The sequence below is a fragment of the Mucilaginibacter kameinonensis genome, assembly GCF_003675385.1.
In the GTDB taxonomy this organism is placed as follows: domain Bacteria; phylum Bacteroidota; class Bacteroidia; order Sphingobacteriales; family Sphingobacteriaceae; genus Mucilaginibacter; species Mucilaginibacter kameinonensis.
On sequence record NZ_RCWZ01000005.1, the window covers coordinates 952,075 to 975,213 of the forward strand.

The 23,139-nt window shown below is 44.4% G+C and carries 15 protein-coding genes; 9 read left to right on the forward strand and 6 right to left on the reverse strand.

What is annotated here, in order from left to right:
* Positions 1-177 precede the first annotated feature (177 nt).
* Entirely contained in the window at positions 178-1,533 is a 1,356-nt protein-coding gene (locus EAH55_RS26765; protein ID WP_121812357.1) for a Gfo/Idh/MocA family protein, read from the forward strand.
* 82 nt (positions 1,534-1,615) lie between these two features.
* Positions 1,616-2,662: a DUF6807 domain-containing protein gene (locus EAH55_RS26770; RefSeq protein WP_121812358.1), complete on the forward strand. Its 1,047-nt coding sequence runs from the start codon at positions 1,616-1,618 to the stop codon at positions 2,660-2,662.
* Between the two features lie 70 nt (positions 2,663-2,732).
* Here EAH55_RS26770 and EAH55_RS26775 read toward each other — a convergent pair whose 3' ends face one another.
* On the reverse strand, positions 2,733-5,114 hold the full coding sequence (locus EAH55_RS26775) for an ABC transporter permease (protein WP_121812359.1): 2,382 nt from the start codon (positions 5,112-5,114) through the stop codon (positions 2,733-2,735).
* Positions 5,115-5,380: 266 nt separating this feature from the next.
* Positions 5,381-6,940 carry a DHA2 family efflux MFS transporter permease subunit gene (locus EAH55_RS26780; protein WP_121812360.1) on the reverse strand — a complete coding sequence of 520 codons (1,560 nt, stop codon included), beginning with the start codon at positions 6,938-6,940 and terminating at the stop codon, positions 5,381-5,383.
* A 140-nt stretch (positions 6,941-7,080) separates the two neighbouring features.
* Between EAH55_RS26780 and EAH55_RS26785 the strand changes: the two genes are divergently transcribed.
* Together EAH55_RS26785 and EAH55_RS26790 are read left to right on the forward strand one after the other, a co-directional pair.
* Positions 7,081-7,983, forward strand: a complete 903-nt coding sequence (locus tag EAH55_RS26785) for a helix-turn-helix domain-containing protein (RefSeq protein WP_121812361.1) — start codon at positions 7,081-7,083, stop codon at positions 7,981-7,983.
* Between the two features lie 774 nt (positions 7,984-8,757).
* Positions 8,758-11,055, forward strand: a complete 2,298-nt coding sequence (locus tag EAH55_RS26790) for a histidine kinase dimerization/phosphoacceptor domain -containing protein (RefSeq protein ID WP_162997061.1) — start codon at positions 8,758-8,760, stop codon at positions 11,053-11,055.
* Between the two features lie 5 nt (positions 11,056-11,060).
* Here the strand turns inward: EAH55_RS26790 and EAH55_RS26795 are convergent, their stop codons facing one another.
* Positions 11,061-11,549 (reverse strand): cupin domain-containing protein, encoded by a 489-nt coding sequence (locus tag EAH55_RS26795; protein WP_121812363.1) that lies wholly within the window; start codon positions 11,547-11,549, stop codon positions 11,061-11,063.
* Positions 11,550-11,648: 99 nt separating this feature from the next.
* Here EAH55_RS26795 and EAH55_RS26800 point away from each other — a divergent pair, with 99 nt between their 5' ends.
* From EAH55_RS26800 to rpiA, 5 genes are all read left to right on the forward strand, one after another.
* Positions 11,649-13,388 (forward strand): tetratricopeptide repeat protein, encoded by a 1,740-nt coding sequence (locus EAH55_RS26800; protein ID WP_121812364.1) that lies wholly within the window; start codon positions 11,649-11,651, stop codon positions 13,386-13,388.
* A 485-nt stretch (positions 13,389-13,873) separates the two neighbouring features.
* On the forward strand, positions 13,874-14,608 hold the full coding sequence (locus tag EAH55_RS26805) for an ImuA family protein (RefSeq protein ID WP_121812365.1): 735 nt from the start codon (positions 13,874-13,876) through the stop codon (positions 14,606-14,608).
* Between the two features lie 6 nt (positions 14,609-14,614).
* A complete protein-coding gene (locus EAH55_RS26810; RefSeq protein WP_317127611.1) occupies positions 14,615-16,123 on the forward strand; it encodes a Y-family DNA polymerase in 1,509 nt (502 codons plus the stop codon).
* Positions 16,124-16,129: 6 nt separating this feature from the next.
* Positions 16,130-19,351, forward strand: coding sequence for an error-prone DNA polymerase (locus EAH55_RS26815; RefSeq protein ID WP_121812367.1), 3,222 nt, complete (start codon positions 16,130-16,132; stop codon positions 19,349-19,351).
* A 230-nt stretch (positions 19,352-19,581) separates the two neighbouring features.
* Positions 19,582-20,271 carry a ribose 5-phosphate isomerase A gene (gene rpiA / locus EAH55_RS26820; RefSeq protein ID WP_121812368.1) on the forward strand — a complete coding sequence of 230 codons (690 nt, stop codon included), beginning with the start codon at positions 19,582-19,584 and terminating at the stop codon, positions 20,269-20,271.
* A 2-nt stretch (positions 20,272-20,273) separates the two neighbouring features.
* Here the strand turns inward: rpiA and EAH55_RS26825 are convergent, their stop codons facing one another.
* The 3 genes from EAH55_RS26825 to EAH55_RS26835 form a co-directional block, all read right to left on the reverse strand.
* Entirely contained in the window at positions 20,274-20,870 is a 597-nt protein-coding gene (locus EAH55_RS26825; RefSeq protein ID WP_114940622.1) for a TetR/AcrR family transcriptional regulator, read from the reverse strand.
* A gap of 4 nt (positions 20,871-20,874) precedes the next feature.
* Positions 20,875-21,474, reverse strand: coding sequence for a TetR/AcrR family transcriptional regulator (locus tag EAH55_RS26830; protein ID WP_112565646.1), 600 nt, complete (start codon positions 21,472-21,474; stop codon positions 20,875-20,877).
* Between the two features lie 243 nt (positions 21,475-21,717).
* Positions 21,718-23,127 (reverse strand): efflux transporter outer membrane subunit, encoded by a 1,410-nt coding sequence (locus EAH55_RS26835; protein WP_121812369.1) that lies wholly within the window; start codon positions 23,125-23,127, stop codon positions 21,718-21,720.
* Positions 23,128-23,139 lie beyond the last annotated feature (12 nt).

A 23,139-nucleotide genomic window follows, 5' to 3' on the forward strand; every position in this document is an offset into this window, starting at 1 on the left:
GTTAAAAACGTTATTGCATTTCAATCCATTTCTTCGATATTTGGTTTAACCACGCGGATGTGTTGCGTGGCTAAACCAATTTACCTTTTAAATTATCAAAAAAACAGGCGCTTACACCAGTTAAGTGTCATCGCTTTTGGTACATAAAAACAACCTGCAAATCAAACTATCTACTATATGGAAAAATCACGCCGTACCTTTATCAGGCAGGCCGCGTTAGCCGGTGCCGGAATTATGCTTACCCCAAAAAGCTGGAGCGCGCAAAGTTACAAACGTATCATTGGCGCTAATGACCGTGTTAGGGTTGGCGTTGTAGGCTTTTCGGACAGGCACAAAAGCTCACACGTACCCAGCTTCATGAACCACTATAAAGAACTTAATTTTGATGTGGTAGCTGTATCTGATATCTGGAACAAACGACGTGAAGAAGGTGCTGCACTGTGGAAAGATAAAATGCAGCATGATGTAAAAGCATATCGTAATAACGAAGAACTATATGATAGCAAAACGGTAGATGCAGTATTTATCAGCACTGCCGATTTCCAGCACGCGCGCCATTGCATTGAAGCGGTAAAGGCCGGTTGTGATGCTTATGTAGAAAAGCCTTTTGCCGAAACCATGGAAGATAACAGAGCTGCCTTAAAAGCAGTAAAGGAATCGGGTAAGATTGTGCAAATAGGCTCCCAACGCCGGAGTGGGGCTAATTATCATGCCGCCAACGATTTTATCCGTTCGGGGAAATTTGGCCCTATCACTATGGTTGAGCTAACCTGGAATGTAAACCAGCCGGGACGGTGGCGCAGACCGGAACTTTTGAGCCAATTAAAAGAACAGGATACCGACTGGAAACGCTTTATCATGAACCGTCCTTATGAGGATTTCGATCCGCGGAAATATTTGGAATACCGCTTGTTCTGGCCGTATTCATCGGGACTGGCTGGTCAGTGGATGAGTCATCAGATTGATACTGTACACTGGTTCAGCGGCTTAAAACACCCGCGCAGCGTAGTTGCCAATGGCGGTATTTATATGTGGAAAGATGGTCGCCGCAACTGGGATACCATACTTGCAGCATTTGATTACGGGCCACTTGAAGATCCTTCAACCGGTTTCCAGGTTACTTTTGCATCGCGCATGCATAATGGCGATGAGCATCCGGCCGAGATCTACTACTCAAACGGCGGCGAGCTTAACCTGATCACCAATAAGGTATCGCCCGAAGGTGGACTTACACAAAAAATGGCTGATGCCATGCACATGAAAGCCAACCTGCTGCCTGATCTTAGTCTGGCCAATACAGAACAAGTTGTCGCATCTGCCAATACCGGAGGCGATGTACTCACCTCAAACCACGTGCGCAATTGGATGGAGTGCGTACGCAGTCGCAAACAACCCAATGCTCCTGTTGAAGCGGGTTATAGCCACTCGATAGCCAACATCATGACCAACGCGGCCGTACATACCGGCTACAAAGCCACTTTTGATGAAACCAGCCAGGAGGTAATGGCTAACGGCAAGGTGTTTAAATATTGATCTGCAGCCAGGTCATAAGCATTATCTGACTCTGTCTGTGTGTTAGCTTTAACACACAGATAGCTTTAACCTTACATCAACAATGAAGATCATAAAAAAATTAGGGCTTGCCGTTGCAGCAAACTTGCTGTTGTTGCCGGCAGTACAAGCCCAAAAGGCCGAGCCTGTAAAACTGGTAAAAGCCACGGACAATAAGATAGATATCCTGATAGGTGGCAAACCCTTTACCAGTTTCCTGTATCCGGATACGCTGGAAAAGCCGGTGCTCTATCCGATACACTCGGCCAATGGCACCCTGGTAACCCGCGGCTTCCCGTTGGCTACGCGCGCCGGCGACCCTACAGATCACCCGCATCATATTGGCCTCTGGTTTAATTTTGAAAACCTGAACGGGCTGGATTTTTGGAATAACTCATACGCTATACCTGCCGCTAAAAAGAGCGGTTATGGCTGGATCCGTACAGATCGCATTCTGAAAATGGAGAACGGCACAAAAGGTGTGCTGGCCTATCACGCCAACTGGACAAATCAACAAAAACACGTGATATTGGAAGAGAACACCCGTTTTGAATTTAGCGGAAACGGGCAAGACCGGATCATTGACCGTATAACCACACTTAAAGCTGATACGGAAGCCTTTTTTAAAGATGCTAAAGACGGAATGCTTGGCCTTCGCCTGGCCCACGACCTGCAGATTCCTGACCCTGCAGACCAGAAATTCACCGACGATAAAGGCAACATAACCATAGTAAAAGGCGGCGCCGATAAAGTAGCTAATGGCACCTATCTAACCAGCGAGGGTAAAACCGGCAATGATGCCTGGAGTACCCGCGGCGTATGGTGCAAGGTATACGGCAAAATGGGTACCGACTCGGTAAGTATCACCATTATTGACCATCCTCAAAATCCTAATTACCCTACTTTTTGGCATGCCCGGGGTTATGGCCTATTTGCAGCCAATCCTTTAGGCGAAAAGGTATTTACCAACGGAAAATCGGAAAAGAACCTTACCCTGAAGAAGGGTGAATCTGTAACATTCAGATACAGGATCATTATCCATAATGGCAGCCAAACCAGCAGCAGCGCTCAATTAAACCAGGAAGCGGCGGCTTTTGGCAAAACGAAATAAAATTACATCTCCCAATAATAGCACATGAGGTATATAAATATATACCTCATGTGCTATTAATTAAGCCCAATTATTCACTTTTTAAACTTTTAACCGGGCTTGTTAATGCCGCTTTTATGGTTTGGATACTAACCGTAATCATAGTGATCACTATCGCGGTAATACCCGTTAACACAAATATCCATGGCGAAATCCCCGACCGGTAATCAAAATGCTGCAGCCAGTTATTCATCATATAAATTGCAATTGGTGTGGCAACCAGGAGCGAGATAAATACCAGGGTAATAAAGTCGGTAGTTAACAATCTCCAAAGATTGAAAACTGTTGCTCCAAGTACCTTGCGTACACCAATTTCCTTAACACGTTGTTCGGCCATGAAGGATGCCATACCAAATAAACCCAGGCAGCTGATAAAGATGGCCAAGGCCGCAAAGAACGCCGCCAGCTTACCAATGCGCTGTTCGTTGCCAAATTTTTGAGCGTATGCCGAATCCACAAAGCTATATTGAAAAGGTTGTTCGGGGTTGAAGTGTTTGAATACCTGTTGTATACTCTCGATAGCCTTTCCTGCACTCATTTGAGGGTTTATACGCAATAACACTGTGCCGGCGGCATCTTTATTAAAAAAGTAAATGCAAGGCTTTACCTGCCCGTAAGGCGAATCAACAATAATGTTGCTGATGACACCAATTATTTTGAAAGGATGCCCGTAAAAGGTGATATTTTCACCTACCGGGTTCTTCATCCCCATAAACTTTACTGCCGACTCATTAACTACTACGGCCGATGAATCAGTCAGGTAATCTTTTGAAAAGTCCCGGCCACCCTTGAATTGCCAGCCTGCGGTTTTTCCGTAATCAACAGAAACACCGTTTTGCTGAAAATCCACACTTAAGTTCGGATCTTTCTCTTTCCATTCGATAGCGCTGGTGCTGCCCGCAGTTTGGGTAGGGTTTACGTCCCCTTCGGCGACAGAAACAACAGCGCCGGTTTTATAAAGCTCATTTTTTACCGCAGTAAAGCTCTTATGAACCTGGTCAGTGCCGGGATTAACAGCTAACAAGCCGTCCCTGCTGTAACCTACCGGCCGGTCTTTTGCAAACTGGATCTGCCCGAAAACAACCACGGTACCTATAATCAGCGTTATTGATACCGTAAATTGCAATACCACAAGCACTTTACGCGGAAGGGCCGCAAGTTTTCCTGCCCTGAATACCCCTTTGAGCACTTTTACCGGCTGAAATGACGACAGGTAAAACGCGGGGTAGCTTCCGGCAACAATCCCGGTAAATAAAGTAAAGCCCAATCCCAATAACCAGAACAAGGCGCTACCCCACAGTATGGTCATTTGCTTTTCTGCTACTTCATTAAAAAGAGGCAAACTCAACTGCACCATCACCAAAGAAATTACAAACGCCAGCGCTACACATAAAACCGACTCGCTAAAAAACTGGTAGATAAGCTGGCTCCTGGCCGAACCAATGGCTTTCCTGATACCCACTTCGCGCGCCCGTTTTTCTGACCGGGCCGTACTCAGGTTCATGAAGTTTATACACGCCAGCAGCAGCACAAAAACACCGATGATGCCAAACATCCATACATATTGAATACGCCCGCCTGTATTTTTGCCATCTTTAAACTCATCGTACAAATGCCATTTGCTCATAGGATACAAAAACAGTGCGGGTTTCTTTTTGGCCAATACGGCACTTACATTGCGCAGCTTTGCATCCTTTATTTTCAGAGACAAAGCAGCAAGATCTGCATTGGGTTGCGTTTGCACATACAATGCACAAAAGTTGGGCCTCCAGGGCTCACTCATCGATCTGATATCGTTAGCGGTAAAGCCCATTTCCCAGGGTGCAATAAAACCAAGGCCGGCAAATGTTGCATTATGGGGCATATCTTCAAATACACCGGCTACCTTTGCATTATAATGGTTATCAATTTTCAAAGTCCGGTTCATAGGGTCAGCATCGCCGAAGTAAGCTTTTGCTGTTGACGCCGAAATTAAAACCGAAGTAGGATCTGTTAATGCATTACGGTTGCCTTTAAGCATTTTCAATGTGAACATCTCGGGGCCCCCGGCTTCCATAAATACGCCGGTCCGGGTTAATTTTTTATTGTCCAGCGCAAGCATGTGATCGCCATAGCCGGCGCTGTTTACCACCTGTTTAAACAGGCTGCCATAGCTTTTCCGCAATTCTGCTGCAAGTGGTAAGGGTACCGCCTGCCAGGTTTGCACCTCGCCATTATTGGTAACGTTTTGGATTACCTGGGCAATGGTTCCGCGGTTTTGATGGTTACTGTCAAACGATAATTCATCCCAGATCCAGAGACCTATCAGTATGGCCACCGCCATACCAACAGACAATCCCGCGATATTGATAAAAGAATGCACCTTGTTTTTAATAAGGTTACGCCAGGCAATTTTCAAATAGTTTTTGATCATAACGATAATTTTAATTGGCAGCCGTGATTGAGCAAAGAGGGTTTACTTCCAGTAACTTATATAAGATGCATGCCAAATAAATAACAATCTATATATCAATAAATTAAACCAAACCATCGCTCAATAAACTGTTCGCATACGGACAGCCTGTGTTCGGATATAGTAAAAGACGTTATAACCTTTGTTTCAGAATGATACAACATAAAAAGGCCGGTGCACTTTGTCAGTGAGCCGGCCCGGTAATTTCAAGACTTATAAAAGTGTAGTTAGTGCGCGTCCGGTACTTCTACCTTACCCACCTTTACAGCCGCGCGTTTTTTTATGGTCATGATCACCAACGGAATACAGCAGGCATTTAATATGGCCAGTAACAAGAAAGCATCCATATAACTAAGCAGGAAAGTTTGCCTGGTTATTGTATTTTCCAATGCACCAATTGACTGCTGCAGCGCGCGTAAATAACTGGCGCCATGGGCTATGAAATTGCTGATAAAAGATTGTCGCCGTGCTATAGTTTGCGGATCGGAAGCTGTTACATGCGTAATCAAAGACATCCGGTTATCGGCCGCCCGGTGTGCGATATAGGTATTGATCAGTGCTATACCAAATGAACCGCCCATTTGCCGCATCATATTATTAAGGGCTGCTCCCTGCGGAATGTCGGCTGGCTTAAGCTCCGAAACTGCCAGCGCGGTTAAAGGAACAATGAGTAAAGCAGCTCCCAATCCGCGACAAATCAGCGGAATAAAGAAATAGGCATTCCCGGTTTCGAGATTAGAACCCGACATCATAAAACCAAAAATGGCCGATAAGCCGAAACCCAGAATAATAAGATATTGCGGCCGGATTCCGCTTTGGAGCATTTTCCCTAAAAACGGCGAGATCATAGCTGCCATCAAGGTTCCCGGTAATAACATTGTACCAGTTTGAAAGGCAGAATAGCCGATAATACGCTGGGCGTACAACGGAAAAACAAATACTGCGCTGAACAAGCCAAACCCCAATACAAAGGTCATGATTGCAGAGATTGATAAAGTGGTACTCTTCAATACACGCAGGTTAATAACCGGGTGCTCTATCCGAAGTTCCCACCAGATCAGTATCGCTAAGCTCAAAACGGAGAGTAAAGTAAGTATAATGATATAGGTTGCAGCAAACCAGTCGTCGGTTTCGCCACGCTCGAGTACTACCTGCAAACTGCCGACACCTACTGCCAGTAAAAAGATGCCAAACCAGTCGATACTCCGGCCATCTGCCGAAGGCTTGCTGGGTTTGAGGTAAATATATGATAACAACGCGGCCATTAATCCTATAGGGATATTTACATAAAAGATCCATTGCCATGATAAGTTATCTACGATATAGCCGCCCATTACCGGGCCTATAGATGGGCCTATGATAATACCAAGGCTAAAGATTCCGCTTGCAGTTGCCCTTTCCTTCACCGGGAAAGTTTCAAATAATATCGACTGCGAAGTTGATAATAAAGCCCCGCCGCCTATACCCTGAAAAAAGCGGAAAGCGACAAGTTCCCAAAGATTATGAGAGAACCCGCATAAGGCCGAGGCAAGTGTAAATAAAAGAATAGAGCCGATATAATACTGCTTTCGGCCAATCTTCTCGGCCAGGAAGCTGGTCATGGGTATAATGATCACGTTTGCAATGGCATACGAAGTAATAACCCAGGCCGTATCTTCAAGCGACGCGCCTAAATTGCCGCTCATGGTATTAATTGACACGTTTACAATTGTGGTATCAATAAGCTCTATGATGGTTGATGTGATGATCGTTATCACGATGATCCATTTTCTGAAACCTGTTTCCATAAAGCAAAATTACCTTCGCTCCTTACCGCCGCCATTATAGTATTCAAACAGGAAATTATAAAAATCAAACAAAGGCAATTTTATCAATCATCAAAAAGTCATAAATATTTATAATAATCAAATAAACCTTAACTTCGTTTATGCAAACGATAGAAACACTTGAAGAGTTTTACAGGCGCCACCCTGTAGATAATCAAAAAGTATTTGCCGAAAACAATACCGGGCAGGGGCATTTTAATGTATTTATGCGCAAGCCCTGTATGGTACGCAGCCCGTTCAGCCGTCGCGATTTTTATAAAATAGCGCTTGTTATAGGTAACGGAAAGATGCATTATACTGATAAAGAGGTAGTGGTAGACAAGCCTGCACTTGTGTTTTCCAGCCCATCTGCAACAAGCTCATGGGAGAGTGATGCAGGGCCCCAAACCGGTTGGTTTTGTCTTTTTACACATGCTTTTATTGAATCCGGCAGCCCACAGATACAGGATTTTCCTTTATTCAAAGCAGGTGGCAGCCATATTGTTTTTCTTACAGAAAGTCAGCAGGCCTTCTTTTCTGCCGTGTTGCGAAAAATGATGGAAGAAATGGATTCAGAATATTCCGGCAAATACGATCTGCTCCGCAATTATTTACGCATCCTGATGCACGAGGCTTTAAAAATAAGTCCTTTAAATCCTGCCGAAAACAATATCAATGCCCCGGCCCGAATCACTAATCAATTTCTGGAGTTACTGGAAAGACAATTCCCCATCGATTCATCAGGTCAATATCTCAAACTAAAAACAGCTAATGACTTTGCAAATTGCCTGGCCATGCATACCAATCACCTAAACCGCTCGGTGAAGGAAACCACCGGGCAAACAACCAGCCAGCATATTTCTGCACGTATATTGAAGGAAGCACAAGCCCTGCTAAAACATACCGACTGGAGTATTGCACAAATTGCCGTTGGGCTTGGTTTTGAGGAACCTGCTTATTTTACCAATTTTTTCAAAAAACATACAGGCCTATCACCTGCCGTGTCGCGCTCATCTAATAACTAACAATATATTCTACAGACTCTTACTTAGCAATAAGAGATGATTCGGTTTAACTTTTTGCGGGTATATATTATCAGAGCTTAAAATAACTTTATATTAGCACATTGTCTGTTTTTCAAAATGCCTGATTACAATTCATCATCAACCCCAAATATCCAATTAAGTAACTGCCGAAATTGCGGGGCTAAATTAGACAGAATAGACAACGATATACTGTTGTGTTCATATTGCGGTTCTTCGTTCAAAGAACAGGAGATAGAATCAACAGTAGATGACGGTTCATTGGTAAACAGCCAACCTCAGAACAATTCATCAGACGACGATCCAGTTAAAAATAGTGGAGGTATAGTGTTTGGTTTATTAATACTTTTGATTCTTTTTATAGTATATGTTGCTTACTGCTCACGATTACCTCAATTCAAGTAGTTGACTTCTGAACCGGATGACATTAAAAAGATATCTTGTTATACAAACTCCTTCGGTTCATACCTCACATTATCGATAACTTGCACAACAATAACCGTACTTTATACATTGCGGGAGCCATGGTAAAAATTCAATTTTAAAGGCCGGGCATATAAAGCTTTATTTTTGTTACCCAACACATGTACAAAGCTTTAATTGCTTGTTGGCTATGGCCGGCAATGAAATCCAGCCCCTATTAAAACAATTGACTATTAATAAATTACAGCAAATACTGTTGTTAAAAATTAGCAGATGCGCTTGAATATGCTTAAATTTAAAAAAAGATTGATGCATACAGGCTCTCAACCAAAAATGAGAAGAGCCGACTTGATACGAAAGTGCAAACTGATTATACCCTGTTTCCTTTGCATCATTTCGGCAAGGGCGCAGGAAATCACCAGGCGTCATGTAGATTCTTTGCTCCTACAAAAGGAGGTTGCGGGTACTGCAACCGAACGCCTCTCATCTGTTTTGCAACTCGCGGAGTTTTTTAGCCAGTTACGCCATCCCAATCCTGCACAGTTAGACAGTGCTTCTTACTTTATTAATCAGGCCGAACAACTTAATCACCGCTCTCCGCAAACCGAAATTAATTTTCGAATAGCGTTAATCCGCTCGGCATTTTACAAATCAAAAGGCGAACCTAAAGCAGGCAGGGCATTACTTGAGCAAACAATACAGGAAATAAAGCAGGCTCATAACTGGGTACTTCTTGGCAAGGCTTATTTTGAACTATCAGAATACTATAGCCAGGATTTTTTGCAGCAAACCATGGTTACCCGGATCAATTATCTAAACCTGGCGGTAAGCGCCTTTGAACGCACAGATCATCTGGTTGAACTTGCACGATGTTACCGCTTACTGGCCGATCTGCACCAGATGATGAATAATTACACACTTGCATTTAGTGAGGCAAAAAAGGCATTAGGATACTATAAGCAAGCTCATTATTCAGAAACACAAGGGCTTTACGCTTTATTGGGCAGGTTATTTTATACCCAGGGCGACTATAGAACGGCCATCGATTATGAACTTACTGCCCTACGGATTGCTACCGCAAGCAGCGCCGATAACGTAAGGCTGATATGCCAGATCAATAATAACCTGGGATATGACTTTATTAAACTTGGTGAAAACCCCAAAGCGATTACTTATTTTTCACGAGCGTTAGAGATAGCCAAAACCGAAAAAGATAACGCGACTGTATACCTGCTGGCCGGCAATATTGTTGATGTATACCTGCGCATGAACCAACCTCAAAAAGCCAAAGCCTTTTTAAACCAGATAACTCAAAAATTTGCATACCCATCTGGAAAGTTGTATGAAGGAGGCGATGAGGTTAGCCAAACCTATCTTAAAATTTACCTGGCGTTAAAACAGTATGCTATAGCCAAGCGCTACTGTGATGAACTTATCCGCCAAACTAACAACCCCAACCTTAACATATATGCCCGCAGCAGCTATTATGAACTCATCATTAAATACTATACCGCGACTGCAGCATTTGCCGAAGCGTTAAAATACCTTAAGCTGAATCAAAATGTATTGAAGAAGATAGGCAACGATAATGACCTTGGCACTAATGAAATTCTTTGGTTTCACCTGGATACTGCCCAAAGGCAATATCAATCGGCTATTTATCACCTTATATCAGCCAATACTATTAAAGATTCCATCTTTAACAGCACTAAAAGTAAACAAATAGAGCAGTTACAAATTGATTATGGTACCCGGCAAAAAGAAGCACAAATTGCGCTCCTCAATGAAAAAAGCAAGTTTGAGCAAGCTAATTTAAGGCAGGCAAACCAGGTTAAAAACCTCACTATCGGCGCTATATGCTTATTATTGATCATTGCTATTTTATTGTTCAGGCAAAACTTACATAAGCAAAAAAACAATGAGGTAGTCACCTCCAAAAACATCCTGCTTGAAGACCTGCTGTCGCAAAAGGAATGGCTGTTAAAGGAAGTGCATCACCGGGTAAAAAATAATCTGCAAATTGTAATGAGCATTCTGAACACCCAATCAGCTTATTTACAAAATGATGTGGCCCTTGAAGCCATCAGGGGCAGTCAGCACCGTGTAAACGCAATCGCGCTTCTGCATCAGAAATTGTACAGTGGGACTACCGCGGCGCTTGTATCTATGCCTGCCTACATTGCAGAACTGATAGATTACCTGAGCGATTCATTTGATACAAGCTTCAGGAAAATAAAAATCAGGCAGATATTAGAACCTTTGAGCCTCGACCCAGCCCTGGCTGTACCCATAGGCTTGATATTAAACGAAGCCATCACAAATGCCATAAAATATGCCTTTGATCCCGATGGTGGAGAGATATTAGTGAGCTTATCTTTGACTGATAATGGCGAGGCCATATTAAAAGTATCAGATACCGGGCGCGGCCTCCCGCCCGACTTTGATTTTTGTCAGGCCAATTCACTCGGCATGGAAATGATGAAAGCCCTTGGCAAACAGCTAAAAGGAAAATTCGCGATTGAAAATACCCATGGCGTTACATTAATGATCACCTTTCCGATTGAACAAAACCACCTTGAAGTTTTTGAAGAAAGGAATTATCTCAGCACAGACCAGGAAGTAAACTCTTAATCTGTTTACCCTAAGTAATCAGGAGGATAAAGCTTTTGGCCATATTTTTCTGCAACAGATTTTAACCGGGTTAAATCATCTTCAGTCAAAGCAGGCGGGGGCAAAAATGTACCTGCGGCAACCGGAGTTCCTATCTCCTCAAAAAATTCATCCAAACCTGCGGGAATAACAGTGCATAGCATATGGGCCATGGTATTACTTTTGTTTTTGAAACAATGTACTCCACCTCCTTTCGGGATATTTACAAAAGAGCCCTTTTTCGCGATATAGGGGCCCGCTTCGGTTTTAAATTCTAATTCGCCTTCAATAATATAAAACGACTCCTGCATTTCGGCGTGGGCATGTGGTCCGGGTCCGCCACCTGGTGGCACCAGCATATCAATAACGGCATAGGCACCGCCGGTTTGTTTACCCGAAATAATTACCCTATAGGCATCACCAACTACGGCAAGCGTTTGCCCTTCATTTTCATCTACGGTTATTATGTTATGCATATTTTAAAACCTTATTAAAGCGCACACTAATCTAACTAATATTGAGCGAATTAGTTCAGTAAAAATCTTAAATTGCATATACCTTCTCAATGTATTGCAATGAAAAATCAACTCCTTTTAATCAAAAGCTTTTTTGGATTGATTGTTGTTTTCTTTACGGCACAGTCCTTCTATTATCGCTATCAAAAAAGCGCCTTAACAACCTTTATGTATAAAGGCACCGCTAAGCGGGCGATAGTATGCGGCTTTGTGTATAACAGCGCGGATAGTATTCCGGATATCCCGGCATTGAAAGGCTGGGGTAATTACCAATGGGAAATTACAACCGCATCAGATAGCGCGCAATTTTATTTTAACCAGGGCATAAGCATGTATTATGCCTTTCACTCTATCGAAGCGATAGCTTCTTTTATTAAAGCCACACGTTTTGATCCAGACTGCGCAATGGCCTGGTACGGAAAATCGCTGGCCCTGGGCCCAACTATTAATTATCCTAACGGCTATATCCCGCCTGCCGATGCCCTTGATGCAGCCGAAAAAAGTAAAAAGCTGAGTACCAACTGTACCCCGCTCGAAAAAGAGCTTATTGGCGCCATGCAACAGCGCTACAGCAACGACAGTGCCCTTACCGTAAACCGGTTAAGAATTAATTATGCTGATGCTATGCGGGCAGTATATTCAAAATATCCCAAAAATGCCGAAGTATTAACGCTATATGCTGATGCCCTGCTGTTACTTCACCCCTGGGATCTCTATACTCATGATTTTAAACCCAAACCATGGACCCCGCAAATCCGCTCTCTGTTAGAACAAGCTATAGCCATTTGCCCGAAACATCCCGGGGCCAATCATTTTTATATCCATACCATGGAGGCTTCCGCAACTCCGCAAATGGCTTTAAAAAGTGCCCATTTATTGGATACCCTGATGCCTCTGGTATCGCACCTGACGCATATGCCTTCGCATATTTATATCCGCACCGGCAATTATGAGCAGGGCATTACCAATAATACAGCAGCTGTTGCAGGTTTTAATACCTATCTGAAACAATACAGCCCTGTAGCAAACGGGGACGTATTATATAAGATCCACAACATCCATTTAAAAGTAAATTGCGCCCAAATGGCCGGCAATTACAAAACCGCCCGTGCTGCAGCTTACGATGCAAGGGCAGCATTACCACCCTATTATTTAGGCGCTAAGGGTGCCGATGGCAATTTTTTCCAGTATGTTTATATGCAGCCGGTGTTAACAGCTGTCCGCTTTGGTAAATGGGCAGATATTTTAAATACCAAGCCCGTTGATTCTCTTGTTTACGCATCGGCATTACTGCATTTTTCAAAAGGCCTGGCATGGTGCGGCAAGGGTAATATGACCAATGCGAGGCATGAACTACAAATGCTGCAACTCGAAATGAAAGACCAGTCATTAAAGGCCCCTATAGATAATTTCAGCAGTGCATATGAGTCAGCAGGGGTTGCCAGCCTTATATTACAGGGCAGCATCGCCACCTCCGAAAAAAACTATAGTGCGGCCATTGATATTTTACAAAAAGCCGTTATTGCCGAAGATCACCTGATCTACAATGAACCCCGTGACTGGCCGCTGCCTGCAAGACATTACCTGGGCAATGCCCTGTTAAAAGCAGGCAGGTATAATGAAGCCATAACTGTATTAAATAAAGACCTGGTAATTAATCCTAACAATGGCTGGGCATTAACCGGCCTTCAGTTAGCCTATCAAAACACCAGTAACGTAACGGCCTTAGATAAAACAAAACAGCAATTAAAAACAGCCTGGAAAATAAAGGATGTAGAAATTGACAAACCTGTTTTTTGAATAAAAACACATCGCAGTAACTTCGACCAGTGCGGGGAACAAAGGTTTTAAAATTCCCCTCTTGAGAGGGGGCGCGGATGGAATGAGTGGTAGCAGGGGTGTGTTTCTGCTACAAGCTTATCAGAGCAGAAACACACCCCTCCGCCCCTCTCAAGAGGGGAATCGCTCAATCCCGCACTTTTTCTTGCTTAAGTCAGCGATCACTTGGTTCCAACTAAGTGGCGGATTTAGAGCTAACACAAAATTTTATTTAATTATCTAATTATTAATATAACAAACACACAAGAACAATCGCACTATCTCCCCGCTTTTTATCCTTAATTTGGCGGCTATAATATTAGCTACCATCACCCAATATTCGATTAAAAATCAACCATTTAAAAATTTATCCATCAATTAGGAAATACTAATATTTTTAGCATTATATTTGTCATTCCAATTCATCAGCAGCATTTAAAGCTATGATTGGAATTAAATGACAGGTAATGCCGGTAGCCAAAAAAGATATCATCAGCCGTTTGCAAAAAGATATTTTGCTTTGGCAGGGCTTTACGCCAACTATGGCCGGTAAAGCTAAGGGTATTGGTTTGGGCCCGCTGGAAGCTGCTTTTCCTAATGGTGTTTTCCCTACCGGCACAATACATGAAATGATATGCCCCACTCCCGAACATACCGCGGCTACCGGTGGGTTGATATCCGGTCTGCTTACCCGATTAATGAAACAAGGTGGCGTGTGTTTATGGGTGAGCATGCACAGGCAATTATTCCCGGCGGCATTAGCCAGTTATGATGTAGAACCCCACCGGGTAATATTTATTGATGTACAACGCGAAAAAGACCTGCTTTGGGCAATGGAAGAAGCCTTGAAATGCGAAGGCCTCGCCGCCGTAATAGCCGAAGTAAGGGAGATCAGCTTTGCACAATCCCGGCGTTTGCAACTGGCAGTTGAAAACAGCAAAGTAACCGGTTTTTTACTCCGTAATGATCCGCGCAAGCTTGGCTCAACAACTTGTGTGGCCCGCTGGCAAATAACGCCCCTGCCAAGCCACCCCCAAGATGATTTGCCCGGCATTGGCTTTCCCCGCTGGCAGATTGACCTACTAAGGGTACGCAATGGCAATCCCGGCAGCTGGAAACTGGAATGGATCGATGGGAATTTTATACCGGTAGAAGAAGAAAAAGCCGCGCAAGTAAATTTACACGAAAGGATAGCCGGATAGTGAGATATGATGAACAAGCGCTTTGTTTCTTTATGGTTTCGTCATTTACTGACAGACTGGTTCACCCTTCGGCGGCCAGAATTTAAAGCGGTGCCCTTTGTTTTTGCCTCGCCTGTACGTGGCAGGGTTATGATTACAGCTACCAACGCGTTAGCCGAAGCACAGGGCGTAACCACAGGCATGACCGCAGCTGATGCAAAAGCCATAATAGTTGATCTTCAGGTTATTGATGATATACCCGGCCAGGCAGATAAGCTGCTCAAGGCTTTGGGCGAATGGTGTATCCGTTATTCACCGTTGATAGCTGCCGATCTGCCTGATGGGCTATTGCTTGATATTTCGGGCTGTGCCCATCTATGGGGAGGCGAAAGGGAATATTTAAAGGAGATTGTTACTCGCTTAAGAAGCAAGGGTTATGATGTTCGCGGCGCTATGGCAGATACGCCGGGCACAGCATGGGCAGTAGCCCGCTTTGGCAAAGTAAAACCAATCATCCCTCCCGGCGAACAAGCAGATGCATTGCTGCCCTTGCCACCTTCTGCCCTACGGCTTGAGCCACTGGTTATTGAAAGGCTGCAAAAGCTCGGGTTTTATACTATCAAAACTTTTATGGGTATGGGGCGTTCGGTATTACGCCGACGCTTTGGGCAGGAATTATTGCTGAGGCTTGACCAGGCTTTAGGTAATGTAGATGAACCCCTGCAATTATTGCATCCCATTGAACCTTATTCAGAAAGGTTACCTTGCCTGGAACCCATCCGTACAGCTACCGGGATCGAAATAGCCATTAAAACACTGCTCGAAAAACTTTGTCACCGTTTACAGGGTGAAGGCAAAGGTGTGCGGACAGCAATTTTAAAATGCTACCGGGTGGATGGGCATGTGATTAGTGCTGATATCGGCACCAATCGCGCATCACATCATATTGATCATCTGTTCAAACTGTTCGAGCTCAAGATCCCCACCCTGGAACCGGCATTGGGCATTGAACTTTTCACACTCGAAGCGCCAAAAATTGACGATGTAGATCCCGAACAGGAAGTGTTATGGCAATCAGAAAGTTGCGGACTTGATGATACGGATCTGGCTGAGTTACTGGACAGGTTAGCCAATAAAATTGGCGCGGGCAGCATTCACCGTTATCTGCCACAGGAACGTTACTGGCCCGAACGGAGCATTAAACCAGCCATCTCCATCAATGAAAAACCGCAGACCAGCTGGCGAAAAGATCGTCCCCGTCCGTCTATTTTACTCCCTCGTCCGCAACCGATAGAGGTAACCTCGCCTATCCCCGATTATCCGCCTATGCTGTTCATCTACAAAAATGAAACGCACCATATTAAAAGATCTGACGGCCCCGAGCGTATAGAACGCGAATGGTGGTTTGACGAGGGTGAGCATCGCGATTACTACCAGGTTGAAGATCAGGATGGCAGGCGGTACTGGCTATTCCGGTCAGGTCATTATGCGGGTAGTCAGTCGGGCCAATGGTTTATTCACGGATTTTTTGCATAACAGGTTATGAGCTATTCGGAATTACAGGTAACCACCAATTTTAGTTTTTTACGGGGAGGATCGCACCCCGAAGAACTGGTAATGCAGGCGGCGGCACTGGGCCATACTAAAGTTGCCATTACCGACCGCAATAGCGTAGCCGGCGTTGTACGTGCGCACTTAGCCGCCCGGCCGGATGATGTCAATATTAAAATTATTCCAGCTTGCCGTCTTGACCTGCTTGATGGCGCCAGCCTGCTTGCTTATCCAACAGATATGGATGCATGGTCGCGCCTTTCCGGGCTGCTTACCAGGGGAAACCTCCGGGCCGAAAAAGGGCAATGCCATTTGTATAAACAGGATGTGTACGAATATGCTAAGGGTATCAAGTTTATAGCTATACCTCCCGAATCGCTAAACAGCCGTTTTGATTTTGATGCAGATTTCAAGGCTGATCTAAAAGAGTACCAGGAAGTTTTTGGGCATGAACTTTATCTTGCTGCCTCACGCGCTTATAATATTGATGACGGTAAACGGCTTCACAGGCTGGCTCAATCTGGCGTACCCATTGTAGCAACTAATGATGTACATTATCATGAAGCAGCCCGCAGACAACTTCAGGACGTTGTTACCTGTGTGCGCGAAAAATGCACCATTCATAATGCCGGCTTTAAACTCAATGCCAATGCCGAACGGTATTTGAAAAGCCCGGATGAAATGGAGCGTTTGTTTCGCCAGTACCCAGATGCCATAGCTCGCACTGCCGAAATAGCCGAAGCCTGCCAATTTTCATTAGATACCCTTAAGTACATTGAACCCGAAGAGCCCAATACCGACGGACTTACTCCACAACAGCGGTTAACCAAATTCACCTGGCAGGGCGCCCGGCAGCGGTACAACAATAATGTACCCGATAGTATCAAAGATCAAATAGAGTTTGAACTTGCCTTTATTGAGCGGAAACGGTTAGCCCCATATTTTTTACGGGTATATAGATATACCCGTAAAGCGGCCGAGTTGGGTATACTTTACCAGGGGCGCGGCTCGGCGGCTAACTCTACCGTATGTTATTGCTTAGCTATTACCGCTGTCGATCCTACGGTAACGCAATTACTTTTCTCCCGTTTCATGTCTGATGCGCGTGATGAATGGCCGGATATTGATGTGGATTTTGAGCATGAGCGCCGCGAAGAGATCATTCAATGGATTTACAGCGAGTATGGGCGCGACCGATCGGCCATTGTAGCTACCGTTACACAGGAGCGGCACAAGGGCGCTATTCGTGATGTTGGCAAGGCTATGGGCTTATCGGTAGATACCATTAACCGCTTATCGGGTGCCATCTGGGATTTTTCGGAAGAGGCATTTGACCGGCAAAGGATCATTGATCAGGGACTTAATCCTGATGATAAGGCATTGCATAAAGTATTGGTACTTACCGAACAGTTGATGGGCTTTCCGCGTCAGTTGGGGCAGCATACAGGTGGTTTTGTTATTACCCAGGGCAAACTATCAGATATATGCCCGGTAATGAATGCCCGAATGGAAGACCGCACCCAACTGGAATGGAATAAGGACGATCTGGAAGCCCTTGGCATTCTGAAGGTTGATGTACTTGGCCTGGGTATGCTTACCTGTATCCGTAAAAGTTTTGACCTCATTAAGCAGCATTATGGCGAAACCTATGATTTAAAGAACGTTCCGCGCGAAGACCCCAAGGTTTACGATATGATTTGCGATGCCGATACATTAGGGGTTTTCCAAATAGAAAGTCGCGCGCAAATGTCAATGCTGCCAAGACTTAAACCAAGAGAATATTATGACCTGGTGATAGAGGTTGCCATTGTACGCCCCGGCCCTATCCAGGGCGATATGGTTCATCCTTACTTAAGACGTCGCGACGGAATAGAAGAAGAAAGTTATCCCAAAGAAGAATTACGGAAAATATTGGGCCGCACCAAAGGTGTGCCGCTGTTCCAGGAACAGGCCATGGAAATAGCCATGGTAGCGGCCGAGTTTACCGCAGCTGAAGCCGATCAGCTACGCCGGAGCATGGCCACATTCAAAGCTAAAGGTTTGGTAAGCCAGTTTCGTCAAAAACTGGTAGATGGTATGGTTGCAAGAGGTTACGAAGTAGATTTTGCCCATCGCATTTTTAAACAGCTGGAGGGTTTCGGCAGCTATGGCTTCCCCGAAAGTCATGCGGCATCATTTGCGCATTTGGTTTATATCTCTTCATGGCTTAAATATCATTACCCTGATGTATTTGCGGCTACCTTGTTAAACAGCCAGCCAATGGGCTTTTATCAGCCGGCCCAAATTGTAATAGATGCCGAAAGGCATGGCGTAGTGGTACGACCTGTAGATATTAACCACTCGTTTTGGGATAACACCCTTGAAGAACAGGACGGCGCATACCGGGCATTGCGCTTAGGTTTCAGGCAGGTTAAGGGCCTTAATGAAAATGATATGCAGGCGCTCATAGCCGGTCGGGGTATGGGATATACCAGTATCAGTCATTTAAGTGATTCCGGTGTACCGCAAACCCAGATTGAAAAACTTACCGATGCTGATGCATTCAGGTCCTTAAGCCTTGATCGTCGCGCGGCACTGTGGGAAGTACCGGCACTTAGTGATAAACCAATAGGCTTGTTTGCCGGGCAACCATCAGAAAGTACTAAAGAAACCCAGATCAGTTTACCGTTTATGACCCAGGCCGAACACGTGGTACAGGACTATGCGGCTACCGGTTTATCCGTAAAGGCGCATCCGGTTAGTTTTTTACGCCAACAGCTTAATATGCTGCAGGTTACCCCAACAGCGCAACTGCCTAATCTTAAAAACGGGGATAAGATAAAAGTTGCCGGTTTGGTAACTGTACGGCAAAGGCCTGGCACTGCCAAGGGCATTTTATTTATCACCATTGAAGATGAAACAGGATTTGCCAACCTGGTTGCCTGGGAAAAGATCTTTGACAAATACCGCAAAGATATTGTCCAATCACGCTTACTCATGGTTGAAGGTGTGTTACAGATTGAGGGCAAGGTGATCCACGTTATTATACGGCGCTGTTTTAATTTATCGAAGCTGTTGAGCACACTTACAACCGTTGGTAATGACGACCAGCCGGTAATGACCTTATCCCGCAGCGACGAAACAACCGCGCCTTATCCGGCAGGATCAAACAAAGGACAGGTTCAGCAAAGCAAGCAAAAAGAGGTATTTCACAAGGGACGAAATTTTAAATAAAAAATTTAAAATGTTTTTGCAGCTGATTCGTCTGCATTAATATACGACGAATAAAAACAGCTGCCGAGATCGTTAAAAACAGTACAGAATAATAAAATAATAATTAGAAACACCAACATGAAAACATATGCAATATCAGCCCATCATACCCAATATTTGTGGGAGGGCATAGACGACTAAAAGAATAATTTGACCGGGGTTATTAGCGGCTGGTGCTGTATCTTAGCGCCATGATTGATTACAAACTGGAAGCAGCAAAAGCCGCTTTAACCTTAATAAGCCCCAACCAAACTATTGGGTTAGGAGCCGGAAGCACCATAGCACACCTGGTTAATATGCTGGCTCAAAACCCTGAGCTTGTGGCTTCATTAACATTTACATCGTCATCATTTAAAACAACCCAATTATTAAGCAAACACGGCTTACGGATCCAGTCGCCGGCCTTGCTTAGTAAACTTGACATCTATTTTGATGGCTGCGACCAGTTTGACAGTGAACTGAATGCCCTGAAAAGCGGCGGCGGTATCCATACTACCGAAAAAGTATTGGCTTCTATGGCGCATGAATTTATTTTGCTGGGCGATGAAGGAAAATTTTCGCCTCAGCTTAATGCAACTTATCCAGTTGTTATTGAGATCCTGCCACAAGCCTTACAAATTGTATTGGCAAAGCTAAACGCGCTTTTTCCATCCACTACGCTTACACAACGTATGAGCAATCAAAAAGATGGCGCGCTGATATCAGACAATGGCAATATGCTTGTAGATGTTCTATTTACCGAATTACCAGAACCTGCTCATTTAAATACGCTTGTAAAAATGATCCCGGGTGTTGTGGAGCACTCCTTATTTTACCAGATAGCAAGCAGGGCAATCATTGCGGGCGAAAACGGCATCCAAACTATTTTGCCCAAACGATAAGCTTAATCGGGATTGTTTAACACAGTAATACCTTTTATGGTGCAAACACCATAATTAAAATGGTTTAAAAGCTGAAGCTGCACATCCCACAAATTAAACTCGTTATGAGGATAGATAGATGAGTTGAAGCCAAGCTCAATTTGGTTTACACGCATGATGGCTATTATCCGGGCGTCAATTTCAGGACGGATATAACCCTGATCGATACCTTTCTTTAAAAGCTTCTCGATGATATTGACCATGAAGCCTGTTTTAAATTTCAGATAGAGCATCCAGCCTTCATGATGGTACTTTTGCAGATCGAACAATACAGCAGGATTTACCCTTGAAAAGATCTCGCCTGTACATTTGGTGAGCTCAACCATCTCATCCATCACATTTCCGGCATCACTGATGATAGCACAAAGCATCGCCTCATCATCTGCAAGCCGCTTTTTCACCAGGGCCGTAACAAGATCATTCTTATCCCTGAAATGCTGGTAGATTGTTTTTTTGGAGATCCCCAGATGGCGGGCGATATCATCCATAGTAATACTTTTTATGCCTGCCTTTAGAAAAAGCTCTTCGCTCCCAATTAAAACCCGTTCCTTATCAATCATCACTTTATCCTGTTATCAGCGCATTGATCCCCTTGATGGCATCGATCAGGATCTCCTGGTTCATTTTCTCGTCATGGGTAAGCTGTATCATACTAATCGCTATCAAACCATGAATTATAGCCCAATAGGTATAGTATTTTTTTTGAACTTCCTCGTCACTTGCTTCGTGGGGTAAATAAAGCATCCGTATCACATCCGAAACCATTTCCGGAAAAAGCTTTGCTTCACCAATCTGGTTCTCTACCGGGCAACAGCCGGTTCCAACGGCAAACATCAGCTGATAAAGCTCTTTATAAGTAATTGCAAAACTCCAGTAAGCCAGCCACATGGCTTCCATTTGCTGTGCCGCTCCGGTATGCGCATCTTTGGCTATTTTAACCATGGCAACCAATTTCAGGTGACCAGTACGCGCAAGTTCTACATACAACGCGTCTTTATTTTCAAAATACTCGTAAATGGCGGGGGCGGTGTATTCAATATTATCGGCAAGTTTACGCATACTCAATGAATCGCATCCCTCGCACTTAATCATATCCAACGCTGCGTCCAGTATCCTTCGGCGAGTATCGTCCTTTTGCCTTAATATCCGTTCTTTACTTCCCATGGTTTAACCTTGTAGCTACAAGCATATTATACTTTAATTTACTCATTAATAAACAATTAATCACAATCAAATTACAATTATGACTATAGGTTTAGCATTGTAACAGGCTTTTATAAATATCAATTAGTCAGCATAGATAATAAATGTTTAAACAACTTCAAAATATGTCAAAATCACCACGGCAAAAAAAGAAGCCCGGCGCAAACCGGGCTTCTTGATTAACAGGGGATTAAATACATTGTTCTATTTCCAGCCGCCACCCAAAGCGCGGTAGAGGTTAACAATTGATTGCAGTTCCTGCAAACGATCATTAACGCTGCTTAACTGGGCAGCAAGCAAACTTTGTTCGGAAGTTAAAACATCGGTATAATTTGTTGCCGAACTGTAACGGAGCAACTCCTTGGTATAATCAACCGATTTTTCGAGGGCCAGCAACTGCTTAGCCCTTGAACCCTGCTTTGCAACGGCGTTTTGGTAAGAGAACAGCGCGTTGGTTACCTCCTGCCCCGCCGTTAACAACGATTTTTGAAAAGCATAGTAAGCTTCCTGTTGCTGGGCCTGGGCTGTTCTTAAACGGGCGCGGTTTTGGCCTTTATTAAAGATAGGTTGGGTAATTCCGCCAACAAAATTGTAAAAAACGGAATGATCGAAGAAATTCTTCAGCTGCAGGGTTGATAAACCGCCCTGACCGGTAATGGTAAGCTGCGGATAAAAGTAAGTACGCGCCAGGTTAGTATTCTCAAACGCGCTCCTGAACGCGAACTCGGCCTGCTGCACGTCCGGACGGTTTTTCAGCAGTTGCGATGGAATCCCGGTTTTCAGATCCGCTACCGGTTTCTGGTCGTTCAGGGTTGAGCGTTTGATTGCGCCTGGGGCCCTTGCCAATAAAATGCTCAGTGCATTCTCAGCTTCGCGGATGCTTTGTTTTAGATCGGGAATGGTAACCTCAGCCGCGTAACGGTTAGCTTCGCTTTGTACAACTGCCGCGCCGTTCACTACCGCACCCTCTTTCAGGGCTTTTACGGTTTCCACATCCTTTACCCTGATGGCAAGCGTTTGCTCGGTAATAGCCAATTGCTGATCAAGCGCCAGCAGGTTATAATAAGCATTGGCAATATCTGCCACTAACTGGGTTTGAACCGCTCTTTTAGCGGCATCGCTTTGTAATAATGAAGCCAACGCAGCCCTTTTTGCACTGCTCAGTTTACCCCAGATATCGGCTTCCCAACTTGTGCTCAGGGCCGCCTGGTAAGTTGTAGTTTTCAGGTTGAAAGAACTGGCAAACTCCGGCGGAAAATTCAAGCTTGCTGCCGATGTCTTTGCTCTGGTACCGGTTATACTTCCCTCCAGACTTGGCAGGTAGGCCGCCTTGCTTTGGTTAAATGTAGCCTGTGCCTCGTTGATGCGCTGTACGGCAGTCTTCAGGTCAAGGTTTTCGCGCAGTCCTTCCTGAATCAGGTTTACCAGTACCGTATCCGAAAACAACTGGTTCATCGGCATATTGGCCATTGATGTGGTATCGGTAATGGCGGTATCCCGGTAAAGCTTATCGGTATTTACTACCGGCTGCTGGTATTTTTTTGTAACACACGATGCAAATACCGCTGTTGCTGCCAACGTAACCAATATTTGTCGTTTATATGAATAGATCATTTTGTTGCTTCT

Bases quoted from the DNA above. Each gene is read 5' to 3' on its own strand.
- EAH55_RS26785 (WP_121812361.1), top strand. From the start codon at position 7,081: ATGCAAACGATAGAAACACTTGAAGAGTTTTACAGGCGCCACCCTGTA.
- EAH55_RS26805 (WP_121812365.1), top strand. From the start codon at position 13,874: ATGCCGGTAGCCAAAAAAGATATCATCAGCCGTTTGCAAAAAGATATT.
- EAH55_RS26795 (WP_121812363.1), bottom strand. From the start codon at position 11,549: ATGCATAACATAATAACCGTAGATGAAAATGAAGGGCAAACGCTTGCC.
- rpiA (WP_121812368.1), top strand. From the start codon at position 19,582: ATGATTGATTACAAACTGGAAGCAGCAAAAGCCGCTTTAACCTTAATA.
- EAH55_RS26810 (WP_317127611.1), top strand. From the start codon at position 14,615: ATGATGAACAAGCGCTTTGTTTCTTTATGGTTTCGTCATTTACTGACA.
- EAH55_RS26815 (WP_121812367.1), top strand. From the start codon at position 16,130: ATGAGCTATTCGGAATTACAGGTAACCACCAATTTTAGTTTTTTACGG.
- EAH55_RS26770 (WP_121812358.1), top strand. From the start codon at position 1,616: ATGAAGATCATAAAAAAATTAGGGCTTGCCGTTGCAGCAAACTTGCTG.
- EAH55_RS26775 (WP_121812359.1), bottom strand. From the start codon at position 5,114: ATGATCAAAAACTATTTGAAAATTGCCTGGCGTAACCTTATTAAAAAC.
- EAH55_RS26765 (WP_121812357.1), top strand. From the start codon at position 178: ATGGAAAAATCACGCCGTACCTTTATCAGGCAGGCCGCGTTAGCCGGT.
- EAH55_RS26830 (WP_112565646.1), bottom strand. From the start codon at position 21,474: ATGGGAAGTAAAGAACGGATATTAAGGCAAAAGGACGATACTCGCCGA.
- EAH55_RS26835 (WP_121812369.1), bottom strand. From the start codon at position 23,127: ATGATCTATTCATATAAACGACAAATATTGGTTACGTTGGCAGCAACA.
- EAH55_RS26780 (WP_121812360.1), bottom strand. From the start codon at position 6,940: ATGGAAACAGGTTTCAGAAAATGGATCATCGTGATAACGATCATCACA.
- EAH55_RS26800 (WP_121812364.1), top strand. From the start codon at position 11,649: ATGAAAAATCAACTCCTTTTAATCAAAAGCTTTTTTGGATTGATTGTT.
- EAH55_RS26825 (WP_114940622.1), bottom strand. From the start codon at position 20,870: ATGATTGATAAGGAACGGGTTTTAATTGGGAGCGAAGAGCTTTTTCTA.
- EAH55_RS26790 (WP_162997061.1), top strand. From the start codon at position 8,758: ATGAGAAGAGCCGACTTGATACGAAAGTGCAAACTGATTATACCCTGT.